At 61.1% G+C, this 22527-nt stretch carries 20 protein-coding genes and 1 pseudogene; 13 read left to right on the forward strand and 8 right to left on the reverse strand.

Translation table 11 applies throughout. The annotated features are described in order from the left end of the window. Positions 1-39 precede the first annotated feature (39 nt). From mfd to ACP7DE_RS20220, 6 genes are all read left to right on the forward strand, one after another. A complete protein-coding gene (gene mfd, locus ACP7DE_RS20195; protein ID WP_426073749.1) occupies positions 40-3483 on the forward strand; it encodes a transcription-repair coupling factor in 3444 nt (1147 codons plus the stop codon). A 56-nt stretch (positions 3484-3539) separates the two neighbouring features. Then, the gene (gene serB / locus ACP7DE_RS20200; protein WP_426073836.1) at positions 3540-4382 is read left to right on the forward strand and encodes a phosphoserine phosphatase SerB; all 843 of its coding nucleotides are present in this window, start codon (positions 3540-3542) and stop codon (positions 4380-4382) included. Between the two features lie 117 nt (positions 4383-4499). Next, entirely contained in the window at positions 4500-5228 is a 729-nt protein-coding gene (locus tag ACP7DE_RS20205; RefSeq protein WP_426073750.1) for a hypothetical protein, read from the forward strand. Then, a complete protein-coding gene (locus ACP7DE_RS20210; RefSeq protein WP_426073751.1) occupies positions 5225-6145 on the forward strand; it encodes a TIGR04222 domain-containing membrane protein in 921 nt (306 codons plus the stop codon). Before ACP7DE_RS20205 ends, ACP7DE_RS20210 begins: the two co-directional genes overlap by 4 nt. Then, on the forward strand, positions 6135-6992 hold the full coding sequence (locus tag ACP7DE_RS20215; protein WP_426073752.1) for a DUF692 domain-containing protein: 858 nt from the start codon (positions 6135-6137) through the stop codon (positions 6990-6992). Before ACP7DE_RS20210 ends, ACP7DE_RS20215 begins: the two co-directional genes overlap by 11 nt. Continuing rightward, positions 6989-7264: a hypothetical protein gene (locus tag ACP7DE_RS20220; RefSeq protein WP_426073753.1), complete on the forward strand. Its 276-nt coding sequence runs from the start codon at positions 6989-6991 to the stop codon at positions 7262-7264. The genes ACP7DE_RS20215 and ACP7DE_RS20220 overlap by 4 nt, the downstream gene beginning before the upstream one ends. Before the next feature lie 7 nt (positions 7265-7271). Here ACP7DE_RS20220 and ACP7DE_RS20225 read toward each other — a convergent pair whose 3' ends face one another. After that, positions 7272-9137: a serine hydrolase domain-containing protein gene (locus ACP7DE_RS20225; RefSeq protein WP_426073754.1), complete on the reverse strand. Its 1866-nt coding sequence runs from the start codon at positions 9135-9137 to the stop codon at positions 7272-7274. A gap of 86 nt (positions 9138-9223) precedes the next feature. Here ACP7DE_RS20225 and ACP7DE_RS20230 point away from each other — a divergent pair, with 86 nt between their 5' ends. Next, positions 9224-9586 (forward strand): DUF4870 family protein, encoded by a 363-nt coding sequence (locus tag ACP7DE_RS20230; protein ID WP_426073755.1) that lies wholly within the window; start codon positions 9224-9226, stop codon positions 9584-9586. A gap of 37 nt (positions 9587-9623) precedes the next feature. On the opposite strand, the gene ACP7DE_RS20235 is transcribed toward ACP7DE_RS20230, so the two are convergent. Continuing rightward, entirely contained in the window at positions 9624-10790 is a 1167-nt protein-coding gene (locus tag ACP7DE_RS20235) for a cystathionine beta-lyase (protein ID WP_426073756.1), read from the reverse strand. Between the two features lie 221 nt (positions 10791-11011). Here ACP7DE_RS20235 and ACP7DE_RS20240 point away from each other — a divergent pair, with 221 nt between their 5' ends. Continuing rightward, positions 11012-11587, forward strand: a complete 576-nt coding sequence (locus ACP7DE_RS20240; RefSeq protein WP_426073757.1) for a PEP-CTERM sorting domain-containing protein — start codon at positions 11012-11014, stop codon at positions 11585-11587. A 125-nt stretch (positions 11588-11712) separates the two neighbouring features. Then, positions 11713-12423, forward strand: a pseudogene (locus ACP7DE_RS20245) (ISL3 family transposase); the annotation flags it as partial. A gap of 82 nt (positions 12424-12505) precedes the next feature. Here the strand turns inward: ACP7DE_RS20245 and rimO are convergent. Then, complete coding sequence (gene rimO / locus ACP7DE_RS20250; protein ID WP_426073837.1) at positions 12506-13861, reverse strand: 30S ribosomal protein S12 methylthiotransferase RimO; 1356 nt, start codon at positions 13859-13861, stop codon at positions 12506-12508. Positions 13862-14156: 295 nt separating this feature from the next. Between rimO and ACP7DE_RS20255 the strand changes: the two genes are divergently transcribed. Both ACP7DE_RS20255 and ACP7DE_RS20260 read left to right on the forward strand, forming a co-directional pair. Then, positions 14157-15701 (forward strand): hypothetical protein, encoded by a 1545-nt coding sequence (locus ACP7DE_RS20255; RefSeq protein WP_426073758.1) that lies wholly within the window; start codon positions 14157-14159, stop codon positions 15699-15701. 123 nt (positions 15702-15824) lie between these two features. Next, on the forward strand, positions 15825-15950 hold the full coding sequence (locus ACP7DE_RS20260) for a DUF1203 domain-containing protein (protein WP_426073838.1): 126 nt from the start codon (positions 15825-15827) through the stop codon (positions 15948-15950). 72 nt (positions 15951-16022) lie between these two features. Here ACP7DE_RS20260 and ACP7DE_RS20265 read toward each other — a convergent pair whose 3' ends face one another. The 3 genes from ACP7DE_RS20265 to phaC form a co-directional block, all read right to left on the reverse strand. Next, the gene (locus ACP7DE_RS20265) at positions 16023-16613 is read right to left on the reverse strand and encodes a nucleotidyltransferase family protein (RefSeq protein ID WP_176384465.1); all 591 of its coding nucleotides are present in this window, start codon (positions 16611-16613) and stop codon (positions 16023-16025) included. Positions 16614-16809: 196 nt separating this feature from the next. Further along, on the reverse strand, positions 16810-17373 hold the full coding sequence (gene phaR / locus ACP7DE_RS20270; protein ID WP_071076767.1) for a polyhydroxyalkanoate synthesis repressor PhaR: 564 nt from the start codon (positions 17371-17373) through the stop codon (positions 16810-16812). A 224-nt stretch (positions 17374-17597) separates the two neighbouring features. Next, positions 17598-19322 carry a class I poly(R)-hydroxyalkanoic acid synthase gene (phaC, locus tag ACP7DE_RS20275; protein WP_426073759.1) on the reverse strand — a complete coding sequence of 575 codons (1725 nt, stop codon included), beginning with the start codon at positions 19320-19322 and terminating at the stop codon, positions 17598-17600. 238 nt (positions 19323-19560) lie between these two features. Here phaC and ACP7DE_RS20280 point away from each other — a divergent pair, with 238 nt between their 5' ends. Then, the gene (locus ACP7DE_RS20280) at positions 19561-19794 is read left to right on the forward strand and encodes a hypothetical protein (RefSeq protein ID WP_426073760.1); all 234 of its coding nucleotides are present in this window, start codon (positions 19561-19563) and stop codon (positions 19792-19794) included. 16 nt (positions 19795-19810) lie between these two features. On the opposite strand, the gene pgeF is transcribed toward ACP7DE_RS20280, so the two are convergent. Beyond that, the gene (gene pgeF, locus ACP7DE_RS20285; protein WP_426073761.1) at positions 19811-20596 is read right to left on the reverse strand and encodes a peptidoglycan editing factor PgeF; all 786 of its coding nucleotides are present in this window, start codon (positions 20594-20596) and stop codon (positions 19811-19813) included. Next, positions 20596-21621, reverse strand: a complete 1026-nt coding sequence (locus tag ACP7DE_RS20290) for an RluA family pseudouridine synthase (protein WP_101481730.1) — start codon at positions 21619-21621, stop codon at positions 20596-20598. Before ACP7DE_RS20290 ends, pgeF begins: the two co-directional genes overlap by 1 nt. A gap of 89 nt (positions 21622-21710) precedes the next feature. On the opposite strand from ACP7DE_RS20290, the gene ACP7DE_RS20295 reads away from it, so the two are divergent. After that, positions 21711-22514, forward strand: coding sequence for an outer membrane protein assembly factor BamD (locus ACP7DE_RS20295; RefSeq protein ID WP_071076763.1), 804 nt, complete (start codon positions 21711-21713; stop codon positions 22512-22514). Positions 22515-22527 lie beyond the last annotated feature (13 nt).

A 22527-nucleotide genomic window follows, 5' to 3' on the forward strand; every position in this document is an offset into this window, starting at 1 on the left:
TCCCACTCAACTGCCTCTGCCACTAGTGTCATCGCCTGCATGTCCTTAGACTTAAAAAAAGCCCTCCCCAAGCCCGGTAACCGCTACGCGCTGCCCGCCCTGTATGGTTCATCCGACGCCTATGCCCTGGCGCTGGCCGCTTTGGCCTTGAAAGCGCGGGGCCAGATGCTGGCCGTGGTGGTGGCGCAGGCCAGCGACGGCCAGCGCCTGCTCGATGAAATCCCATGGTTTGGCGGCAAGGAACTGCGCTGCCATCTGCTGCCGGATTGGGAAACCCTGCCCTACGACGCCTTCTCGCCGCACCAGGACCTGGTCTCCGAGCGCCTGGCCACCTTGCACGAAATCCAGACGCGCCAGTGCGACGTACTGATCGTGCCGGCCACCACGGCGCTGGTGCGCCTGGCGCCGCCGTCCTTTTTGGCCGCCTATACCTTCTTCTTCAAGAAGGGCGAAAAGCTCGACGAGGCGCGGCTGAAATCGCAGCTGACCCTGGCCGGCTACAGCCATGTCTCGCAAGTGATGTCGCCGGGCGAATACTCGGTGCGCGGCGGCCTGCTCGACCTGTTCCCCATGGGTTCGGCCCTGCCCTACCGCCTGGACCTGTTCGGCGACACCATCGAGACCATCCGCACGTTTGACGCCGATACCCAGCGCTCGCTGTACCCCGTGCACGAAGTGCGCTTGCTGCCGGGGCGCGAATTTCCCATGGACGAAGTGGCGCGCACCACTTTCCGCAACCGCTGGCGCGAACAGTTCGAGGGCGACCCTTCGCGCTCGGTCGTCTACAAGGACATCAGCAGCGGCATCGCCTCGGCCGGCATCGAATACTACCTGCCCCTGTTCTTCGAACAGACGGCCACCCTGTTCGACTACCTGCCGGAAGACGCCTCGCTGGCCCTGGTGGGCGAGATCGACGCGGCCATTGGCCGCTTCTGGACCGATACCCAGTCGCGCTACCGTTTTTTGAAGGCGGACCGCGAGCGGCCGATTTTGCCGCCCGAATCGCTGTTCCTGTCCGACGAGCAGTTCTTCGGCCTGGCCAAGCCGTATCCGCGCCTGGCCATCACGAAATCGAACGATGCGCTGGCGTCCGAACTGTCGGCGCCCGTGCCGAACATCGCCGTCAACCGCCGCGCCGACGATCCGCTGGCCAACCTGCGCAGCTACCTGCTGCAATCAGGCCGCCGCGTGATGATCTGCGCCGAATCGAACGGCCGCCGCGAAACCTTGCAGCAGTACTTCACCGAATACGATTTGCACCTGACACCGGTGGAAGGCTGCGACGGCTTCCTGCAGTCCGACGCCAAGCTGATGCTGGGCGTGGCGCCGCTGCACGCGGGTTTCGAGCTGTTCACGCCGGACGGCAACCTGGCCTTCATCACGGAAACCGAGCTGTATGCCGGTTCCGGCCGCCGCGTCGGCACCAAGAAACAGGAAGGCGTGACACAGGTCGAATCGATGGTGCGCGACCTGTCGGAGCTGAAAATCGGCGACCCCGTGGTACACATCAACCACGGGATCGGGCGCTACATGGGCCTGACCAGCATGGACCTGGGCGAAGGCGAGACGGAATTTTTGCACCTGGAGTACGCCAAGGACACCAAGTTGTACGTGCCCGTGTCGCAGCTGCACGTCATTTCCCGCTATTCGGGCGCCTCGCCGGAAGACGCGCCGCTGCATTCGCTCGGCTCGGGCCAGTGGGAAAAAGCGAAAAAGCGCGCAGCCGAACAAGTGCGCGACACGGCCGCCGAACTGCTCAACCTGTACGCCCGCCGCGCGCTGCGCCAGGGCCACTCCTTCGAATTCTCCGCGCACGATTACCAGCGCTTCGCCGACAGCTTCGGCTTCGATGAGACGCCGGACCAGGCCGAGGCCATCCACAACGTCATCAAGGATATGACCTCGGGCAAACCGATGGACCGCCTGGTCTGCGGCGACGTCGGCTTCGGCAAGACGGAAGTGGCGCTGCGCGCCGCCTTCATCGCCGTCATGGGCGGCAAGCAGGTGGCCATCCTGGCACCCACCACCCTGCTGGCGGAGCAGCATGCGCAAACCTTTGCCGACCGCTTCGCCGACTGGCCCGTGCGCATCGCCGAACTGTCGCGTTTCCGCACTGGCAAGGAAATCACGCAGGCTTTCAAGGGCATGGCCGACGGCACCATCGACATCGTCATCGGCACGCACAAGCTGCTGTCCGATGACGTGAAGTTTACCCGTTTGGGCCTGGTCATCATCGACGAGGAACACAGGTTCGGCGTGCGCCAGAAGGAAGCGCTGAAAGCCTTGCGCGCGGAAGTGGACGTGCTGACCCTGACGGCCACGCCGATCCCGCGTACCCTGGGCATGGCGCTGGAAGGCTTGCGCGACTTTTCCATCATCGCCACGGCGCCGCAAAAGCGCCTGGCCATCAAGACGTTCGTGCGCAGCGAGGGCGAAGCCATCATCCGCGAAGCATGTCTGCGCGAACTGAAACGCGGTGGCCAGATCTATTTCCTGCACAATGAGGTGGAAACCATCCAGAACCGCCTGGCCATGCTGACGGAACTGCTGCCCGAGGCGCGCATCGCCGTGGCGCATGGCCAGATGCACGAGCGCGACCTGGAAAAAGTCATGCGCGACTTCGTCGCCCAGCGTTTCAATATTTTGCTGTGCACGACGATCATTGAAACGGGCATCGACGTGCCAACGGCGAACACCATCATCATGCACCGCGCCGACAAGTTCGGCCTGGCGCAGTTGCACCAGTTGCGCGGCCGGGTCGGACGCTCGCATCACCAGGCGTACGCCTACCTGCTGGTGCACGATGTGCAGGGCCTCACAAAACTGGCGCAGCGCCGGCTGGACGCCATCCAGCAGATGGAAGAACTGGGCAGCGGCTTTTACCTGGCCATGCACGACCTGGAAATCCGTGGCGCCGGCGAGGTGCTGGGCGAGAGCCAGTCGGGCGAGATGACGGAAATCGGCTTCCAGCTGTATTCGGACATGCTCAATGAAGCCGTGCGTTCGCTGAAGGCCGGCAAGGAACCGGACCTGGCCGCGCCGCTGGCCTCGACGACGGAAATCAACCTGCACGTGCCGGCCCTGCTGCCGGCCGATTTCTGCGGCGACGTGCACGAGCGCCTGTCGATTTACAAGCGCCTGGCCAACTGCGCCACGCAAGAGAAAATCGACGATATTCAGGAAGAGCTGATCGACCGCTTCGGCAAGCTGCCCGACCCGGCGAAAGCACTGATCGAGACGCACCGCCTGCGTATCGCGGCGAAAACCGTGGGTATCGTCAAGATCGACGTGCATGGCGAGGCGGCCACCCTGCAATTCATGGCCAAGCCGCCCATCGACCCGATGCGCATCATCGACTTGATCCAGAAGAACCGCCATATCAAGCTGCATGGCCAGGACAAACTGAAAATCACGGCCGCCATGCCCGACCTGGCCGCGCGCGTGACGCAGATCAAGACCACCATCAAGCAATTGACGGTGTAGACTTTTAGATAACTTTACGCGGGACTGCCCCCATGACCAATACCAAGACCATCACCATGAATCTGATCCTGCAGGGCCTGGACGGCGACATGGCCAGGCTCGAGCGCATCGCCGCGCTGGCCGCGCCGACGTCCATCACGCGCCTCGGCCCGAATGCCGTGCGCTGCGAACAGATCGCCTACTCACCCGCGCTGCGCCCCACCATCGAAGTGGCGGCCCAGGCGGCGCAGCTGGACGCCACCTACATGATGGGCCAGCGCGAACTCGCCGAATTCAAGCTGGTGGCGATGGACATGGATTCGACCCTGATCACCATCGAGTGCATCGATGAAATCGCCGACATGCAGGGTTTGAAACCGCAAGTGGCGGCCATCACGGAAGCGGCCATGCGCGGCGAACTCGATTTCGCGGCCAGCCTGAAGCAGCGCGTGGCCCTGCTCGAAGGCCTCGATGCGTCGGCCCTGCAGCGCGTCTACGACGAGCGCCTGAAGCTGTCGCCTGGCGCGGAAACCATGCTGGCGGCCGTGCAGAAGGCCGGCCTGAAGACCCTGCTGGTCTCGGGCGGTTTTACCTTCTTTACTGAACGCCTGAAACAGCGCCTGGACCTCGATTACACGCATGCGAACGAGCTGGAAATCATCGACGGCAAGCTGACGGGCAAAGTGTTAGGGGGCATCGTCGATGCCGAGGAAAAGCAGCGCACGGTGGAGCGCGTGTGCGCAGACCTGGGCATTTCTCCATCGCAGGCCATCGTCATGGGCGATGGCGCCAACGACTTGAAAATGATGGGCATCGCCGGCCTGTCCGTGGCCTTCCGCGCCAAACCCGTGGTGCGCGCGCAAGCCGACGTGGCGCTGAACTTCGTGGGACTCGATGGTTTGCTGAACGTATTGACCTGAGTTCGCACTAAGTTCGCGGTACCGGAGGAGAGAGCGGGCGGTGCGCGCAGGGTTGTCTATTTTTGCTATATTGCAAACTTGTGATCATCCAGTCAACCCATCGTGAAAGAACAGCGCATGCCGCCACCGCTGCCAGAAGAGATACAACGCCACCTGGATTTGTTTGTCGCCGCCGCGCAAACGGCCTTAGCTGGGGACCTTGCCGCCGCCGTGCTGTTTGGCTCGGCCGCCGATGGCCAGTTGCGCGCCACCTCCGACGTCAACCTGCTGTTGCTGCTCAAGCGCTTTAGGCCGCAGGCGGCCGATGCGCTGCGCGGGCCTTTGCGCCTGGCGCACGCCGCCATCGATTTGCAGGTGATGTTCCTGCTCGACAGCGAATTGACGCAGGCCGCCGACGCCTTCGCCGTCAAGTTCGCCGATATCATTGCGCGCCATCGAGTGCTGCTGGGCAATGATCCTTTCGCCAGCCTGCACACCAGCCGCGACGCCGTGCTGCGACGCCTGCGGCAAGTGCTGCTGAACCAGCAGGTGCGCATGCGAGAACGGTATATGCTATTGAGCCTGAACGAAGAACAGCTGGCCGGCGCCATCGCCGACGCAGCCGGTCCGCTGCGTTCGGCCGCCGCCTCGCTGGCGCAGCTGGAAGGCCGGGTGCCACTATCGGGAAAACAGGCGCTCGAAGCATTTGTCGACCAGTTGGGCGACGCTGCCCTGCACGCGGCCTTGCAAGCCATGTCGACGGCGCGCGAAACGGCGCGTCTGGCGCCGGGGCAGGCCCTGCCCGCCTTTACGGGCCTGATGGCCATTACCGAGCGCTTGCGCGAACACGCGGAGCATATGCGGTGAACGGCGCGAATCCGTTTGACTGGAGCGGGCCCTGGTTCCTGCTCGCCTATCTGATCTTCGGCATGCTCGTGTACTACTTCGCACGCGAGCTGCTGATACGCCAGGAGCTGCGCAATCCACACGCCCAGCTGTCGCTGGCCGACGACCCCTACCGCATCGCCTTCTTGCGCGGCGGCGCCCTCGAAGCGGTGAAAATCGCCACCATCGTGCTGGTCGACCGTGGCTTGCTGCGCGCCGATGGCCCGTTGCTGGAAACGGTCAGCGCCGACAGCCTGCGCTTCGCCAGCCATGACATCGAACGCGACGTGCTGCGGTTGTACCTGGGCCACCAGGGCCATAGCAAGGAACTGGCCGAGCAGGCAGAGATGCTGCCATCGTGCCGCGCCTACCAAGACACCTTGACGCAGCAGGAATTGCTGGTCGGCCCGCCGCTGCTGCGCCGGCGCGAGCGCATCACCCGGGTGGCACATTACCTGCTGCTGACGGTAGCTGCAGGCAAAGCCGTCATCGCCATCAGCCGCCAGCACTACAAGCTGCTGTTCCTGGCGCTGCTGCTGATGATATTTCTGCTCATGCTGCGCGGCTTGCGCACCCAGGCGACCAGTTGGAGCGCGCAGCGGCTGCTGACGGACTTGCGCATGTTGTTTGGCCGCCTGAACATGCGCGCATCGCGCCTGCAGGCAGGCAGCCGCAGCGCCGACATGGCACTGCTGGCCGCCATCTTCGGCATCGGCGCCCTGCCCCCGTCGGTGTACGCGTATGTCGCCGAGCTGTACCCGGCATCCCGGCAAAACACGAGCAGCGACTCCTCGTCCGGCAGCACGGGCGACTCGGGCGACTCCTCATCGGGCGGCGACGGCGGCGGTTCATCCGGCGGCTGTGGCGGTTGCGGCGGTGGCGGCGGCTGTGGCAGCTAGCACGGGGGCCACGCGCGACCGCGTCGGCCTGGGATGGCGCGGCGAACTGGCCGGCGGCATTCTGTCCAACCTGGCGCAGATCGACGTGTTGGAAGTGATCGCCGACGATTATTACCATGCTGCGCGCGCCGGCATCGCCGCCCTGTGCAGCCTGGCGCGCCAAGTACCCGTCAGCCTGCACGGCGTGGGCATGGGGCTGGCCTCGACGATTCCCGCCGATCCCCGTCGCCTGCATGCGATGGCGCACCTGATGAAGACGGTGCAGGCGGAGTCGTGGTCCGAGCACCTGAGTTTCGTGCGCGCCGGCGGCGTCGAAATCGGCCACCTGGCGGCACCGCCGCGCACGCCGCACAGCGCCGCCGGCGCGGTGTCCAATATCGCGCTGGCCACCCGCATCGTCGGCAGTGTGCCGCTAATGGAAAACATCGCCACCCTGATCGACCCGCCGGCCAGCACCTTGGACGAAGCCGAGTGGCTGGCGCAGATTATCCACGGTGCGCAAGTGCCGCTGTTGCTGGACTTGCACAACCTGTATGCGAATGCCGTCAATTTTGGCCACGACCCGGAGCAACTTCTGCTGCGCCTGCCCCTGGCCAGGGTCGGTGCCGTGCATCTGAGCGGCGGCCACTGGATCGAGGCGCCGGGCGGCGCCGGCAAGCGCTTGTTGGACGACCACCTGCACGACGTGCCGCCCGCCGTCTTCACCCTATTAACCGTGCTGGCGCGCCATGCACCGCAACCCTTGACGGTGATCGTCGAACGCGATGGCAATTACCCGTCGTTCGAGCATGTGCTGGGCCAGCTGGAGCTGGCGCGCGCGGCCTTGCGCGCGGGACGGTGCGCATGAGTTCCGCCGCACTGGAAACCTATTTGGCACGACTGTACACGGACGACGTCCTGCGTGATGCCTTCCTGCTGGAACCGCGTGCGCAAGCCTTGCTGCATGGCTTGTCGCCGCAGGAAGCCGAGGCGATGGCGGCGATGGACCGCATCGGCCTGCAGATGGCGGCGGCCAGCTATCGCGCCAAGCGCGCCGGGCGCGCCGAACACGCTGCACGCGCCACGCCGCTGCAACGCTGGTGGCGTTGGTGGCACCGGCTGCTGCAAGTCTGGCGCTGAGCGCCCGCTACAGCTGCCACAGCCGCAGCGGCAGCAAGCCCCACCAGGCCAGCACCAGCAGCAGTTGCAACGCCGCCAGCAAGGCGACCCAATCCCATTTCGCCCACGAGCCCGCCTCGGCCGCCGTGCCGCGGCTACGCCAGCAGCGGGCCAGGCCGAATGCCGTCGCCAATGGCAGCGCACCCGTCGCCAGTGCCAGCAGCACGCTGGCGATGGTGACGTCGCCCAGGCAAAGGTAAGACTGGAAATAGAAAAACGGCAGGGGCAGGAGTAGCGCCAGCAGCGACTGCAGGGGCGCGAACAGATGGTCGCCCCGCCCCAGGCTGCGCAGCGCGGCGCGCCAGACGCCCACCAGCAGCACATACAGCAAGCCGGCCACACCCAGCGCCAGGCTGCCCCATAGCACCAGCATGCGCAGCATCGATGCGCGCTCATAGCTGCGCAAGCCATCGCTGAGCACATGCTTGCCATCCTCTTGCATCAGCACATGCGACGGTGTGCTGCGGTCGCTGGCGCGGAACAGCAAGCCGCCCACCGGTTCCAGTTCCTTGGGCTCGCCCTGGAACGGGATCAGGAATAGCGATTCGCCATCCCATTTCAGGCGCGTAAAGCCGAAAACGGCATCGACCCAGGCCATGCTGGCCATGGGGCTGGGCGACGGCACATACACGCCCTGCCAGTTTTCCACCGTGGGCGCGGGCGTGCCCTGCGGGGCCGGCGCGCGCAGCGGCAGTTCCAGGTCGCGCAGCAGCAGGCGGTTGAAGCGTTCATAGTCGGCCTGTTCCGCATCCGTATTGAAGGCCACGAAGAAGGCGCTGTCCTGCTCCGGATAGATGCACAGCATGGCGCGAAAACCCCCGGCCGTGCCGGGGTGGCAGGCACCCACAACATTGTGGCGGTCGCGCACGGCAAGTGCCAAGCCGTGGCCCGTTGCCAGGCCCGCCTGCGCCGCATCCGTGCCGGCCGGTTCAGACAAGGCGCCCATCAGCGCCAGGTCGATGAAGCGCTTGCCCTGCAGCTTGCCATCGCCCATCAGGAATTGCGCCAGCTTGCCCATGTCGGCCGCCGTGGTGGTAAATTGCGCGGCCGGACGCAAATACTGGGGCACGGCCGGCTGCGCCACGCCATGCTCGAAGTGGCCCATGGCCAGGCGCGGATCAAGCTGCGCACCCACCTGAGTGACGAAAGCGAACGTGCTGCCCACCATGCCCAGCGGCTGCAGCAGCTGCGCATCGAGATAACGTTCGTACGGCTGGCCCGTGACCTTTTCGATCACCATGCCCAGCAAGCCATAGCCCATGTTCGAGTACGCATAACGGCTACCGGGCCGGGCGCGCACGCGCAGCAAATTGCGCCCGCCGTCAAAAGCCTCGGCCAGCGGCGTGTCCGGCGCCGGGTTCAGGCTGAACGCCTGCCAGAAGCGCACATTATCCAGGCCGGACGTGTGCGCCAGCAGGTGGCGGATGCGCACGGGATCGCTGGCCTGCCACGGGTTTTTCAGCGCCAGTTCCGGCAGCACCTGCTGCAATGGCGTGTCGAGCGTGAGCCGGTCTTCGCTGACCAGGCGCAAGACGCCCAGCGCCAGCGCTACCTTGCCCACGGAACCCACCTGCATGCGCGTGTCCGCCTGCATGGGTATTTTCTTGGCGGCATCGCGCAGGCCGGATGCGCCGACTTTGACTGTTCCATCGGGCAAGACTTCGCTCCAGACGGCGCCCGCCAGGCCCTCTTCCTTCAAGCCGGCGGCAAACTCCGCGTCCAGGGGGGCGCTAGCGGCATGGGCCACCGTGGCGCACAGCAGCAAGGTCGGCACCGCGCGCCGCAGCCAGAATCTGGCGCGCGCGGCCAAGGTGGGATGTGGATCTGCTTTCAACAATGTATTCCGCCTTTTCCATGGACTGCGCTCCCACGCCGCTTTGCTTGTTACAATTAAAAAATTGAACAATGACGGGAGCCTGCATGTCACAAGATATTATTCTCGATAGCCAACTTCAACAGACCAAAAAACTGGCCTGGTGGTTGTACCTGATACATGGCGCCAGCTTTGTGTTTTCGCTGGGCGCCTTTTCCTTCATTCCGCTCATCATCAATTATGTGAAGCGGGACGAAGCGGCCGGGACCTTCGTGTACAGCCATCACAGCTGGATGATCCGTTCCTTCTGGTGGTATATGGCCTGGATCGTCGTCGGCGCCATCCTGTGGATCACGCTGATCGGCATTCCGCTGGCGTTCCTCGTGTGGGGCGTGGCCTGGCTGTGGAAAGCCTACCGCTTGCTGCGCGGCTTCCTCGACCTGAACAACAACCGGCCCGTGCCCATGTAATTCCTTGTGGGCAAGCCCACGTGCTTGCCCACTGCCGCTACATCGCCGCGAACGCCCGTTCGATATCGGCGATCAAATCCTGCGGATCTTCCAGCCCCACATTCAGGCGCACCAGCTGGCCCGGCAACTGCCAACCCTTGCGCATGGCGGCGATGCGGTAAGGCATCACCAGGCTGTTCGCGCCGCCCCAGCTGTAGCCAATCTTAAACAACTGCAAGGCATCGATGAAACGATCCGTCTGCTGCTCCGTGTAGCGGGCATCGAAGAGCACGGAAAACAGGCCGCCCGCGCCCGTGAAATCGCGCTGCCAGATAGCGTGGCCCGGGCAATCGGCGAAAGCCGGATGCAGCACCGTGGCGATCTCGGTCCTAGCCTTGAGCCAGCTGGCCACCGCGCGCGCGCCCGCATCGTGAGCGTCGAAGCGCAGCTTCATGGTGGGCAAGCCGCGCAGCACCAGATAGGCATCGTCCGCCCCCACGCCCATACCCAGACGCATGTGCGCCTGCGCCAGGCGGTCGTGCAGCGCCCGCTCGCGCGTGATGAGTGCGCCCATCAGCACGTCCGAGCCGCCCGACTGGTATTTCGTCAGTGCCTGCATGATGATGTCCACGCCCAGGTCAAAGCCGCGCAGGGCCAGGCCGGCCGACCAGGTGTTGTCCAGAGCCACCAGCACGCCGCGCGCATGGGCGGCCGCGCAGATGGCGGGCAAGTCAGGCACTTCCATCGTCACGGAACCCGGCGCTTCCGTCCAGATGAGCTTGGTATTCTCCTGGATCAAGCCTGCGATGCCGGCGCCGATGAGCGGGTCGTAATAGCGTGCCGTGATGCCGAAATCCTGCGCCAGCCAGCGTCCCAGTTCGCGGTTTGGGTTGTAGATATTTTCCGGCAGCAAGACATCATCGCCCGTCTTCAGCAGGGCAAAGTCCGCCATGGCGATGGCCGCCAGGCCCGACGGCGCCAGCAGACAGTATTTGCCCCCTTCGATCTCGGCCAGCCGCGCTTCCAGCGTGAACGTGGTGGGCGTGCCGTGCAAGCCGTAGGTGTAGGCGTTTTTCTCTTTCCAGTCGCCCGAGCGCATGGCCGCCACGTCCTTGAACAGCACGGTCGATGCGTGATGGATGGCGTTGGGAAACGCGGCAAAGCCTTGCGGCGCCTGGTAATCGCTGTGGATCAGCGCGGTTTGCGGAGATTTGATTGTGGTCATGGCGGCGTCGGCAAAGTACGTGGGCAGGTAAAAAGCGGATCGCGCAGTGCGGTTCCATCTTAATTGTAAGGGCTTTACTCAAAAAACGCCGTACAACTGACGCCAGGCGCATTCTGAATGAAAGAATAAATCCGATAGTGGCTTAACATTTACCATGTATTATTGGCATGCTTTATTTTTAATCTTTTAATTTTATACATTCCATTCTAAGGAGGTATTCCATGTTGAAAAATGCAGTGCTCGCTTGCGCCCTGGCTGCGGCCACGACGACGGCGCTGGCCGCACCGGCCAAACCTAACCTTGTCAATTTTTCCTATACCGGTTTTTATGATGACTTGAACGGCGGCGCATGGAACCCCGACTTGCGGCTGGAAGGGAGCTTCAATTTCAACAATACCAATGGCGACAATATCATCACGAAAAACGAAGCCTACAACCTGGTGTTCAATGGGCGGAACTACTATCATGACTGCAACAATGGCAATATCTACATGCGCTGCGGCGTAAATGTACTGGAATATTCGACTGAAGGCGGCTTGAAGATTTCAGCATATTTCACCGGCAGCTATCCCGACGAAACCTATTTTGGCACGCTCACGACGGGCGACTCTTTCGCATACACCTATTACCATCCTTTCGATCCCAGCTCAAACAGCATCCGCGTACGCTGGTCACCCGACACCAAGCTGACGATCAGTCCCGTACTGGTCCCCGTACCCGAACCTGAAACCTACGCCATGCTATTGCTGGGCCTGGCCGGTATCGGCTGGATGCAGCGCCGGCACCGCGTCATTTAAAGCACGATTGAGTAGGGGACGGAGTTACCCCCGTCGCCCTCTCACACCACCGTACGTGCGGTTCCACATACGGCGGTTCATTTCACAAGCTGGAAGCGCTGCTGGGTGTCCAGCAGCCAAACTAACACGCCACGGTCATGCTGGACGCGCAACACAGGCGCGTACTGTGGGTTGGCGAGGGGAATAGCCGGGCAGCGATCCGGCCCTTCTTCGAAGCACTGGGAGCGGAGGGCTGCAGCCGGATCGAAGCAGTGGCAATGGATATGAACACGGCCATGGATCTCGAGGTACGCCAGCACTGCCGTAACGCCGAAGTCGTCTACGACTTGTTCCATGTCGTGGCACGCTTCGGACGTGAGGTCGTCGACAGGGTCAGGGTGGATCAGGCCAATGCGTTACGCGCCCATCCCAAAGCCCGTCAGGTGATCAAGCGCAGCCGCTGGCTGCTGCTGCGCAATCGTGACAACTTGGACAACGAACGCGCCGTCGAACTGGACGAACTGCTCGCTGCGAACACCCCCTTGGCCACAGTCTACCTAATGAAGACCGAACTCAAGGAACTCTGGTATGCGCCGTCCGTTCGAGAAGGCGCGCGCCGTTGGAAGCGCTGGCTAAGGCTGGCACTTGATAGCCAGATTACGCCGGTCATCCAGTTCGCCAAACGACTACGCAAATACCTGCGTGGCATTTTGGCTTCGGCAATCTATCCGATGAATTCGTCCATCCTGGAGGACATCAACAACCGCATTAAAGTCATCAAACGGATGACCTACGGCTTCCGGGACTCAGCCTATTTCTTCCTCAAAATCAATAATGCGTTCCCCGGTAAACCGCGATGTACCAAAAAAGAGGGACCGCCAACTGGCGATCCCTCCTATTCAGAACGGTTTCAACGCGGTCTGTCAGACCATGACAGCGTTACTCTGCCGCACCCCACAAGTCGTGCGCGTCGGCCGACGTGATGGTCACGTCGAAGAACTGGCCCACGGCCAGCTTGCGGTGCGGCTCAAACGGCGGCTTCACGTACACGACGCCGTCGATTTCCGGCGCATCTGCGGACGAGCGGCCGACGCCGCCGGAGCGGGTGACTTCATCGATCAGCACGCGCACCGTCTTGCCGATCTTGGCTTGCAAGCGTTTTTTCGAGATTTCTTCCTGCAACAACATCACGCGGCCGCGGCGCTCTTCGCGCAACTCTTCCGGCACGGGATTGGCGATTTCGTTGGCGGTCGCGCCTTCGACGGGCGAATAGGCAAAGCAGCCCAGGCGGTCGATCTGCGCTTCCTTGAGGAAATCAAGCAGGTACTCGAACTCCGCTTCCGTTTCGCCAGGGAAACCGGCGATAAAGGTCGAGCGGATGGTCAGGTCCGGGTTGATGGCGCGCCAGGCCTGAATGCGGTCCAGGTTTTTCTCGCCGCTGGCCGGGCGCTTCATGCGTTTCAGCACGTCAGGGTGCGCATGCTGCATCGGAATATCGAGGTAGGGCAGGATGTGGCCGCCGCTCATCATCGGGATGATCTGGTCCACGTGCGGGTACGGATACACATAATGCAAGCGCACCCAGGCGCCGTAGGACTTGGCCAGCTCGCCCAGCGCTTCCGTCAGCTGCGTCATGTGGGTTTTCACGGGACGGCCATTCCAGAAGCCGGAACGGAATTTTACGTCCACGCCATACGCCGAGGTATCTTGCGAAATGACCAGCAATTCCTTGACGCCAGCCTTGAACAGGTTTTCCGCTTCGATCATCAGTTCGCCGATCGGACGCGAGACCAGGTCGCCGCGCATCGATGGGATGATGCAGAAACTGCAACGGTGGTTGCAGCCTTCGGAAATTTTCAGGTAGGCATAATGCTTCGGCGTCAGCTTGACGCCTTGCGGCGGCACCAGGTCGAGGAAGGGCGCATGCGGTTTAGGCAGGTGCAAGTGGACGGAATCCATCACTTCAGCCAGCGCGTGCGGGCCGGTGACGGACAGCACTTTCGGATGCACCTTCATGATAATGTCGTCGCCGGCAGCATCTTTCTTGGCACCCAGGCAACCGGTCACGATGACTTTACCGTTTTCAGCCAGCGCTTCGCCGATGGCGTCGAGCGACTCTTGCACAGCAGCATCGATAAAACCGCAGGTATTGACGATCACCAGATCGGCGCCAGCGTAGGATTTCGCCGTTTCGTAACCTTCGGCGCGCAGTTGGGTAAGGATTTGTTCGGAGTCGACCAGCGCTTTCGGGCAGCCGAGCGAGACAAAGCCCACTTTCGGCGCCGCACCTGGCATGGCCAGCATGGCCTCTGGCTTGGCGGAAGGAACGGGAATACGGTGAATTTCAGACATAGTTGGCAGCTAGTAAAATGGTGAGGCGAATCGGCTATTGTACCCCGAGCCGCCCTTAGCTGTCAGTGGCGGTCTGGTTTTGCTGCGGGATATGCAACGGTGGGAGCCACGGGCGACCTGCCCTGAGCATATTCTTTCACGCATTCCATATCTGGCTGCAGCCCATACTTGACTAATGTACTTGTTATTTCATACACAGTCTCGCTATAATAAGATTTTATTGCACTGTGGAAATAAAATGTTCATCAAAAATTTCGTTGCCAACGTTTTTGCAGGAGCCGTCTCTGCGCTGATGCTCGGTGGCTGTGTCACAACGCATGTGCAGCGCCCTCTCAGCGTCGGCGTGCCCTCCGAAGGTACAGCCGTTACTGTCAGCATTACTGCCAACACTGATGCGGTGAACGGATTGGGCCAGATCACCTTGGGCCGCCTGAGTAGCGGAGACGCAGTGTCCAGCCTGGTCCTGCAGCAATATATCCTGAACCAGGTTGCCAAGGATATGGCGCGCGACACGACTCTTTTCATGGGGACCCTGCCACCGGGGAAATACTACTTCAGTCAACTGGCCGACGCCGGCAAATCAAACCGCTACATCAAAATGGGCAGCGGCCTGGGCTTATTTACTGTGGAGGAAGGCAAGCCGGTCGATCTGGGCCGCCTGATCGTCACTCCTCTTTATGGCGAGCGTGTACTGGTCGGCCGCAGCGTGCGGGTGCGAGACAACCGCACCCTGCTCGAACGCTATTCTCCCGAGCACCTGAAGCTGTTTGCACCCGAAAAGACAGTCAGCTGGTCCGGATCGCGCAGTGATACGGATCGCGCTGAGGAAGTCGCCATGGCCCGCCCCACCGGCGCCGAATGCGTGACGGAGCTACCAGACGGCAGCGTGGCGGCCGCAACCCGCATGGGCACAGTGCTGTGGCGCAGCCCTGAGGGAACATGGAAACAACTGGCCAGTGACAAAATAGAGACGCTGAACTGCGTGCAGCCGGTGCAAATGCCGGATGCAGACTTGCTGGCCTTCGGCGAGTTCGGCACCCTGCTGCGCCATGCGCCGGGACAGAACAAGCTTGAACCGATTGACACTGGCAACCTTCCCTATGGCAATCTGGTCGGACTGGCTGGCAATATGGACGCTGGCTGGTATGTTGCCGTCCAGCGTAACAATGAAGTCACGATTTATCATTCCGCCCGTCTCGAGCGCGGCGAGTGGAATCAGGTACGCAGTGAGAAGCTGGGGAAGTGGCTCCTGAACCAGGACACCTGGTTCTGGCTGCGCGATATCGGCACAGGCTTTGCCTACACGTCGACGAAAGGAACGCTGCACCTCTACGACTACGCCAGTGGCCAGTGGTCAGAGCGGGCAATGCCCGATCGCCGTGTGGATGCGATGCGCATCAGCGGCAGCGGCAGCGGCAGCGGCATGTGGAGCCTCATAACACAAGGTTACGGGCCATTTGCGATCACCTCCAGAGATGCTTTCGTTTCAGTGAATCAAGGTCAAACCTGGCAAGAGGTCACCGCTAGCCACATTCCGCTGGTTCAGCGTACCGATGGCACCCTGCTGCGTTTTGAAAGCAGTCTGATGAGCGATACGACCTTACATGCCAGTAGCGACATGGGCAAAACGTGGACACTGGTGGACGCCAAACCGAAATCACGCGAGTTGACCCCGCTTAAATCGGGTGCGATTCTGGGAAAAATAATGCGCTGGAGCGTGCCGGCGCAATTTGAAATATCGAACGACGGCGGTAAAAGCTGGACTGCCGAAAGCATGAAGTGAAAGTTCTGACCGTCAGTCGACAATGCCATGCCCACCCGATGTGAACGATGACTACCAGGCGGCATCCGTGCCGTCTGCCTGGATCGACTTGCAGAGCAAGAGCCGGATGGCGGACGCGCCTGAATATGTGGTGAAGGCACGTCGCTTGAAACCCTGATTGAGCAGATCTTTGGCAATCAGGAAGTCAGCTATATCCACGTCCACAACGCCAGACGCGGTTGCTACGCTGTCCGGGTTGACCGGGCATAGGTAGCAATGGATTGCATGTGCGATTCTCAGGCTCCTGCATCGCTTATCATCAAATGCAGGCTATGAGCTTGCTCAGTCCGGTTCCAAAGCACGGCAGGAAGCAGCACCTGGGAATTCAATACGTAGCTTGGGCCAGGTACCTTGCCAATTCTTGCCACGCACGCGGCCTGCGTAGACGGATTGCTTCGCTGTCAGAAATCGCTCTGTCGGCCGGACCACCAGATCGAAAAGATCATGCAGGCCGAAAGGAGCCGCTATATCGATGTCTGCAAGGTCATTGAGTCGCACACCCACGGCAGTGGCGGTTTCCGGCCAGTATCTCATGGCATCGGAAGCGGTCAGGTAAGGCAGGTCCGCATTGCGTTCATGCATACGCGCCTGATTCTTTACCGACCAGCCCAGCGTGCCGTCCCGTGCTCTTAAACTCGACTCAAGCATGGCGTCATGCGCCTGTGTCGCCTTGCTTGGGTCGTACCAGATGACGTCGATATCGTGAGGCAGTGGCGAAGGCGAACGTTGGTGCAAATGATCCCAGACACAGCATCGCACAAATCCCGCAGCAACCCAGCAATCGGGCAGATCAAGTTCCCTGACAAGACGAAGGACGTGCATACGCTCATTATCGGCTGCAATCATTGCCTGCAATTGCTCAAGCAGCGCCATATATACTCCTCGTGGACCTGCAGTTGCATATCAAACGAACGCTGCGATGTCATCCTTGCCGGACAGCGCCTGCCTATCAAGGAAAAATGGTTGCACCATGCTCCGATCAAAACCCGGCACCCGAGGCGATATGGCGCCTGAATGCATAACGGCACAGGAGTTCCTGTGCCGTTATGTGGTCCGCATCGGCTGCGGCCTACTTTTTGTCTGTTGGGGGTACCGGCGGAACAAACGGGAACGTGCCGAACAGATTCTTGCTCTGGCTCTGCATCTGTTCCTGCATCTGCACGAACAGGCTCTTGCTCTGGTCGATGTAGTTGTTCATCATGCCTTGCATCATCGGGCCTTGGACATTCATGAACTGGGTCCACATTTCAGGACTGAATGGCTTGCCTTCGAAGCTGCCGGCCGAGGTGCCCGTGAATTTATGCTGGATATCGGTGAACGCTTGCACGTTCTTTTCCAGGTAGGATCCCATCATGCCCTGCATGGCATGGCCATAGTAGCGGATGATCTGCGACAACACGCTGCTCGAGAACATGGGCGCGCCATTCGCTTCCTCTTCCAGTATGATTTGCAGCAAGATGCTGCGCGTCAAATCTTCACTGGATTTAGCATCGACGACGGTAAACACTTCATTGTCCAACACCAGCTGCTTGACGTCCGTCAAGGTGATGTAGGAACTGGTTTGCGTGTCATACAGACGGCGGTTGGGATATTTTTTAATCAGGCGGTCTATACTTTTTTTTGCACTACTCATCACAAGTTCCACTTATTGCGCCGCAGCGCGTACAGAGTTAATCCGAAAAAAAAGCGAACGTGGGTCCGCTTTCGCACCTGCCTACCTTTTCCATTATAGAGTGGAAAACGGCTCCATTGCACATCAGGGTAGTAGATTCCCGCATTTATTGCAACGCAACTAAAAGTAGATTCCTGACAAGACCGGAGATTACGCCAATCTTGCCTGGCAAAACGCTTTATGACTTAATCCGCCCTGACTTTAACATACCGCCCCGGCGCCGCCTCGATTGGTGCGTGCCGTTTGTTGCCCGGTTTGCCTGGTGCCTTCACCTGCGCGCCGCCGTGTTCGGCCAGGAAGGCCGCCCATTCGGGCCACCAGCTACCCACGTGCTCGGTGGCGCCTTCCATCCATTGCTCGGCAGTCAAGGGCTTGGCTTTCGCCGTGCGTACGCCTTTGCCTGCGTCGTTGCTCCAGTAACTGCGCTTTTTCTTCGAGGCCGGGTTGATCACGCCGGCGATATGGCCCGAAGCACCGAGGACAAAACGGTTGGCTTTCGGTTTTTTCGGGTTCAGCAAGGCCGTGCTGGCGTAAGCGGCGCCCCAGGGCACGATATGGTCTTCACGCGAACCGTAGATAAAAGCGGGCGCGTCAATGCTGCTGAGGTCGACCTTTTCACCGGCCACCATCAGCTTGCCCGGCACTTTCAGGCTATTTTCCAGGTAGGTATTGCGCAGATACCAGCAGAACATGGGGCCTGGCAAGCCCGTGCCGTCGCCATTCCAGTACAGCATGTCGAACGCGGGCGGTTCCTTGCCTTTCAGGTAATTCGACTGCACGTAGTTCCACACCAGGTCATTCGGCCGCAGGCTGGAGAACGTGCTGCCCAGGTCGCGGCCCGACATCAGGCCGCCCTTGGCCAAACTCTGCTCGCGCAACGCCACTTGCGGCTCGTCAATGAAGACGTCGAGCGCGCCCGCATCGCAGAAATCGAGGAAGGTGGTCAAGAGGGTCAGGCTGGCGGCCGGATTCTCGCCCCGCGCCTTGAGCACGGCCAGCGCCGTCGAGACGATGGTGCCGCCTACGCAAAAGCCGAACATATTGAGCTTTTCCTGGCCGGAAATGTCCTGCGTCACCCGGATGGCTTCGATCACGCCTTGCTCAACGTAATCGTCCCACGTCAGGTGCTGCATGCTCAGGTCCGGATTGCGCCAGGACATCAGGAATACGGTACTGCCCTGCTCTACCGCATAACGCACGAGCGAATTTTCCGGCTGCAAGTCAAGGATATAGAATTTATTGATGCACGGCGGTACCATCAGCAGGGGCCGCTGGTGCACCGTGGCCGTCGTCGGCGTGTACTGGATCAGCTGGAACAAGGCGTTTTCAAACACCACCGTGCCCGGCGTGGTGGCCACGTTGCGGCCCACTTCGAAGGCCGATTCATCGGACTGCGAGATGCGGCCCTTTCCCATATCGGCCAGCATGTTGCTCAGCCCCTTGGCCAGGCTTTCGCCCTTGGTTTCGATCAGGGTTTGCTGGGCGTCGGGGTTGGTGGCGAGAAAGTTGGCGGGCGACATGGCGTCGACGATTTGCTGCACGGCGAATGCAATCTTTTGCTTCTGGTGCGGCGTCGCCTCCACGGCATCGGCCATGGCGCTGAGAAACTCCGCGTTCAGCAAATAGGCCGCCGCATTGAAAGCCGACAGGGGGCTGGCGTGCCAGGCGGGCGCGGCAAAGCGCCGGTCTTTCAGCTGCGGCGCCTTGCCGGCCATAAAGTCGGCCCACAAGCCCGTCAGCTTGGCCACATAGGCATCTTTCAGTTGCTCGATCACGTCCGGCTTGATGCTGGCGCCCGCATCCTGCAAAATGCCAGCAATCGGATTGCCTTGGGGCTGCGGTACCATGTTGAACCACGTCTTCCACTGCTCAGGATTGCTGATCTGCGCCATCCATTCCTTGGTCATCATTTGAGGATCGGGCATGTTCATAGATATATGTAAGTCCATTCAAGATTGAGGGACGCCGAACAAAACCTACTGCGCGTCGGTATAGGCGGCCTGCGATGCTCACCGTACCAGAATACGGTTGCGCTTCTTAGCCACCTCTCCCTTCCGCTCGCTACGGTTTTGTTAGGCGCCGAAACGTAGTCGAAAAATAAATACTTTTGGATCACTTCATGCAAACTCTTACTGACTGCCAATACTCATGATGCTCATGACCGCTGTTGCCTGGATCTATGTCGTCGGCCTCATGGCGCTGACGGAACCGTCCATCGTTGCCGGGGTGATGACCTTCGTGCTGTACTGCGTCATCCCGCTATCCATCCTATTCTATCTGACGGGCTCGCGGCGACGCAAACGCAAGGCGGCGCGCATCGCTGAGATGCAGCCGCGCGCGCTTGCCTCGGCAGACGATAAAACAAAAACGGCAGACACATAAGTGTCTGCCGTGCAGATTATTTGCGCCAGATCAAGCTGGCCTGTCTTCCCGTGACGCCATCGCGCCGGTATGAGTAAAACTGCGTCGCATCGCTGACGGTGCAGTATTCCCCGCCCGCCACGTGCGCCACGCCATCGCGCAGCAGCATGGTACGCGCCAGGGCATAGATGTCGGCCAGGTACTTGCCTGGCTTGCCATCGATAGCGGCGAACGCAGCGCTTAGCACTTGCCGCTCGACAGCGTCGCGCGCGCCGTCGCGAAACGCTTGCAGCACGTCCTGTCCCACTTCGAATTGCTGCGGGCCAATGGCCGGCCCCAGCCAGGCGAGGATCTCCGTCGCGCCCTGCGCCCGCATGTTTTCCAGCGTGCGCTGCAAGACGCCGTTGGCCAGGCCGCGCCAGCCCGCGTGGGCCGCACCGACGACCAGGCCGTCCGTCGAGCTGAACAGCACCGGCAGGCAATCGGCCGTCATCACCACGCACACGGCGCCAAGCCGCGTTGCCATGCTGGCGTCGGCATCGGGCACGCAACCGTGCAAGCTGGCCGCGTCCATCACGGCCACGCCATGCACCTGCGACAGCCAGGCGGGCTCGGATGGCAAGATAGCCGCCAGCCGCGCGCGGTTGGCCGCCACGTGCGCGGGCTCGTCGCCCACGTGCGTGCCCAGGTTCAAGCCGCCGCCGCCCTGCCCATCACCATATGGTTCCTGGCTGACGCCGCCCGCGCGCACGGTCGCCAGCGCGCCCACGTTCTCGGGCAGGCCTGGCCAATGGGGAATAATACAAGGCAACGGTGACGTCATCAGACCTGTTCCGGCTCGGGAATGCCGGCTGTGGCGATCAGTTCAGCGAAATCATCGGCCAGCGGTACGATCCATTCGCACGCTTCCAGGGTGCCCGGATGCACGAGGCCCAGTCGACGCGCCTGCAATGCCTGGCGCGAAAAGACGGACACCAGGTGCTGCTTGCCGTACACGGAGTCACCGACCAGCGCAAACCCCAGGTGCTGCATGTGCACGCGAATCTGGTGCGTGCGGCCTGTTTCCAGGCGGCATTGCATCAGACTGACGGGACGGCGGTCGAGTTCGCCGCTGCCGATCAATTCATAATGCGTGATGGCCGGCTTGGCCGTAAAGTTTTCCGAGACGGCCATCTTGACGCGGTCGCGCGGGTGGCGCGCGATGGAGGCGTCGATGGTGCCCGCCATTTTCGGCGTGCCCCACACCAGCGCAAAATATTCGCGCTTGACGGTGCGCGCCTGCAACTGGCGCACCAGATCCGTTTGCGAAGCCAGGGTCTTGCCAACCACCATCAGGCCGCTGGTATCCTTGTCCAGGCGGTGCACGATGCCGGCGCGCGGCACGCCAGCCAGTTGCGGACAGTGGTGCAGCAAGCCGTTGAGCAGTGTGCCCGACCAGTTGCCGGGGCCAGGATGCACGACCAGTCCGGCCGGTTTGTTGATCACGATGATATGCTCATCTTCGTGCACGATGTTCAATTCCATCGCTTCCGGCTTAAAAGCCTCGTCTTCCGGCGCGCTTTGCGGCAGAATGACGATCTTCTCGTCGCCATAGGCGGTCATGTTGCGTTTGGCAACTTTTCCATCGACGGTCACGAAACCGGCTTCCAGCCACAATTGCAAGCGGCTGCGCGAGTATTGCGGCACCAGCTTGGAAATGACTTTATCGAGGCGGTGGCCGCAGGCGTCCGGCGTCAGTTCCAATGTAATCGGGGCCATGATCTCGAAGGCGTCGTCGGCGGCAAAATCGCCGTCAAACGCATCTTCGGCGCCATGGTCAGAAAGGGAGTCAAACGCGGAGTCAGCCAAATTAGGCTTCGGAGTTAATATCACAGCATTCCCATCGGCTATAATCAGCCTATTGTAAAATCTTGGTTAAAACCTTCTTGCAAAACGTCATGCAAAAAAAATTATCGTTGGTAGTCGCTTCAGTCGTTCTGCTCGGCATGTCCGCTTGCAGCTTGTTGCCTGAAAAAGTGGATGAGACCAAAAACTGGTCCGTTACGAAATTATACTCGGAGGCGCGTGAAGAAATGGCCGGGCAGCACTATGAAGCTGCAATCGGCCTGTTCCAGAAGCTGGAGGCTAACTATCCTTTCGGCAACTATGCCCTGCAAGCGCAGATGGAGATCGCTTACGCGTATTATAAGGCGGGAGACCAGGCGCAGGCACTGGCTGCCGTTGAACGCTTCATCAAGTTGCATCCGAACCACGCCAATGTCGACTATATGTACTACTTGCGTGGCCTGATCAGCTTTAATGACCAGATCAGCTTCCTGAACTTCCTGTACGAGCAAGACCCGACCGAGCGCGACCCGAAAGCCACGCGCGAAGCGTTTGCGGCCTTCAAGCAACTCGTCGACAAGTTCCCAAATAGCAAATATGCGCCCGATTCGCTGGCCCGCATGAACTATTTGATCGATGCCATGGCGAAATACGAAGTGCACGTGGCGCGTTATTACTACCGCCGCGGCGCCTACCTGGCTGCCGCCAACCGCGCGCAAACGACGGTGAGCGACTTTGCCGCTTCGCCAGCCATCGAAGAAGCGCTGTTCATCATGTACCGCTCGTATGACAAACTGGGCTTGACCGACTTGCGCGACGACACTTTGCGCGTGCTGACCAAAAACTACCCGAACACGGCATTCCTCAGCCCGGAAGGGGTGAACAAGGAACGCAAGTGGTGGAAATTCTGGCAGTAAGCTGCAATAAAAA

Origin of the sequence: Janthinobacterium sp. DSP2-3-3 (genome assembly GCF_049897325.1) — a bacterium.
In the GTDB taxonomy this organism is placed as follows: domain Bacteria; phylum Pseudomonadota; class Gammaproteobacteria; order Burkholderiales; family Burkholderiaceae_D; genus Janthinobacterium.

Coding starts and splice junctions, on each gene's coding strand:
- mfd (WP_426073749.1), top strand. CDS start 40: ATGTCCTTAGACTTAAAAAAAGCCCTCCCCAAGCCCGGTAACCGCTAC.
- serB (WP_426073836.1), top strand. CDS start 3,540: ATGAATCTGATCCTGCAGGGCCTGGACGGCGACATGGCCAGGCTCGAG.
- ACP7DE_RS20205 (WP_426073750.1), top strand. CDS start 4,500: ATGCCGCCACCGCTGCCAGAAGAGATACAACGCCACCTGGATTTGTTT.
- ACP7DE_RS20220 (WP_426073753.1), top strand. CDS start 6,989: ATGAGTTCCGCCGCACTGGAAACCTATTTGGCACGACTGTACACGGAC.
- ACP7DE_RS20230 (WP_426073755.1), top strand. CDS start 9,224: ATGTCACAAGATATTATTCTCGATAGCCAACTTCAACAGACCAAAAAA.
- ACP7DE_RS20235 (WP_426073756.1), bottom strand. CDS start 10,790: ATGACCACAATCAAATCTCCGCAAACCGCGCTGATCCACAGCGATTAC.
- ACP7DE_RS20240 (WP_426073757.1), top strand. CDS start 11,012: ATGTTGAAAAATGCAGTGCTCGCTTGCGCCCTGGCTGCGGCCACGACG.
- rimO (WP_426073837.1), bottom strand. CDS start 13,861: ATGCCAGGTGCGGCGCCGAAAGTGGGCTTTGTCTCGCTCGGCTGCCCG.
- ACP7DE_RS20255 (WP_426073758.1), top strand. CDS start 14,157: ATGTTCATCAAAAATTTCGTTGCCAACGTTTTTGCAGGAGCCGTCTCT.
- ACP7DE_RS20265 (WP_176384465.1), bottom strand. CDS start 16,613: ATGGCGCTGCTTGAGCAATTGCAGGCAATGATTGCAGCCGATAATGAG.
- phaR (WP_071076767.1), bottom strand. CDS start 17,373: ATGAGTAGTGCAAAAAAAAGTATAGACCGCCTGATTAAAAAATATCCC.
- phaC (WP_426073759.1), bottom strand. CDS start 19,322: ATGATGACCAAGGAATGGATGGCGCAGATCAGCAATCCTGAGCAGTGG.
- ACP7DE_RS20280 (WP_426073760.1), top strand. CDS start 19,561: ATGATGCTCATGACCGCTGTTGCCTGGATCTATGTCGTCGGCCTCATG.
- pgeF (WP_426073761.1), bottom strand. CDS start 20,596: ATGACGTCACCGTTGCCTTGTATTATTCCCCATTGGCCAGGCCTGCCC.
- ACP7DE_RS20295 (WP_071076763.1), top strand. CDS start 21,711: ATGCAAAAAAAATTATCGTTGGTAGTCGCTTCAGTCGTTCTGCTCGGC.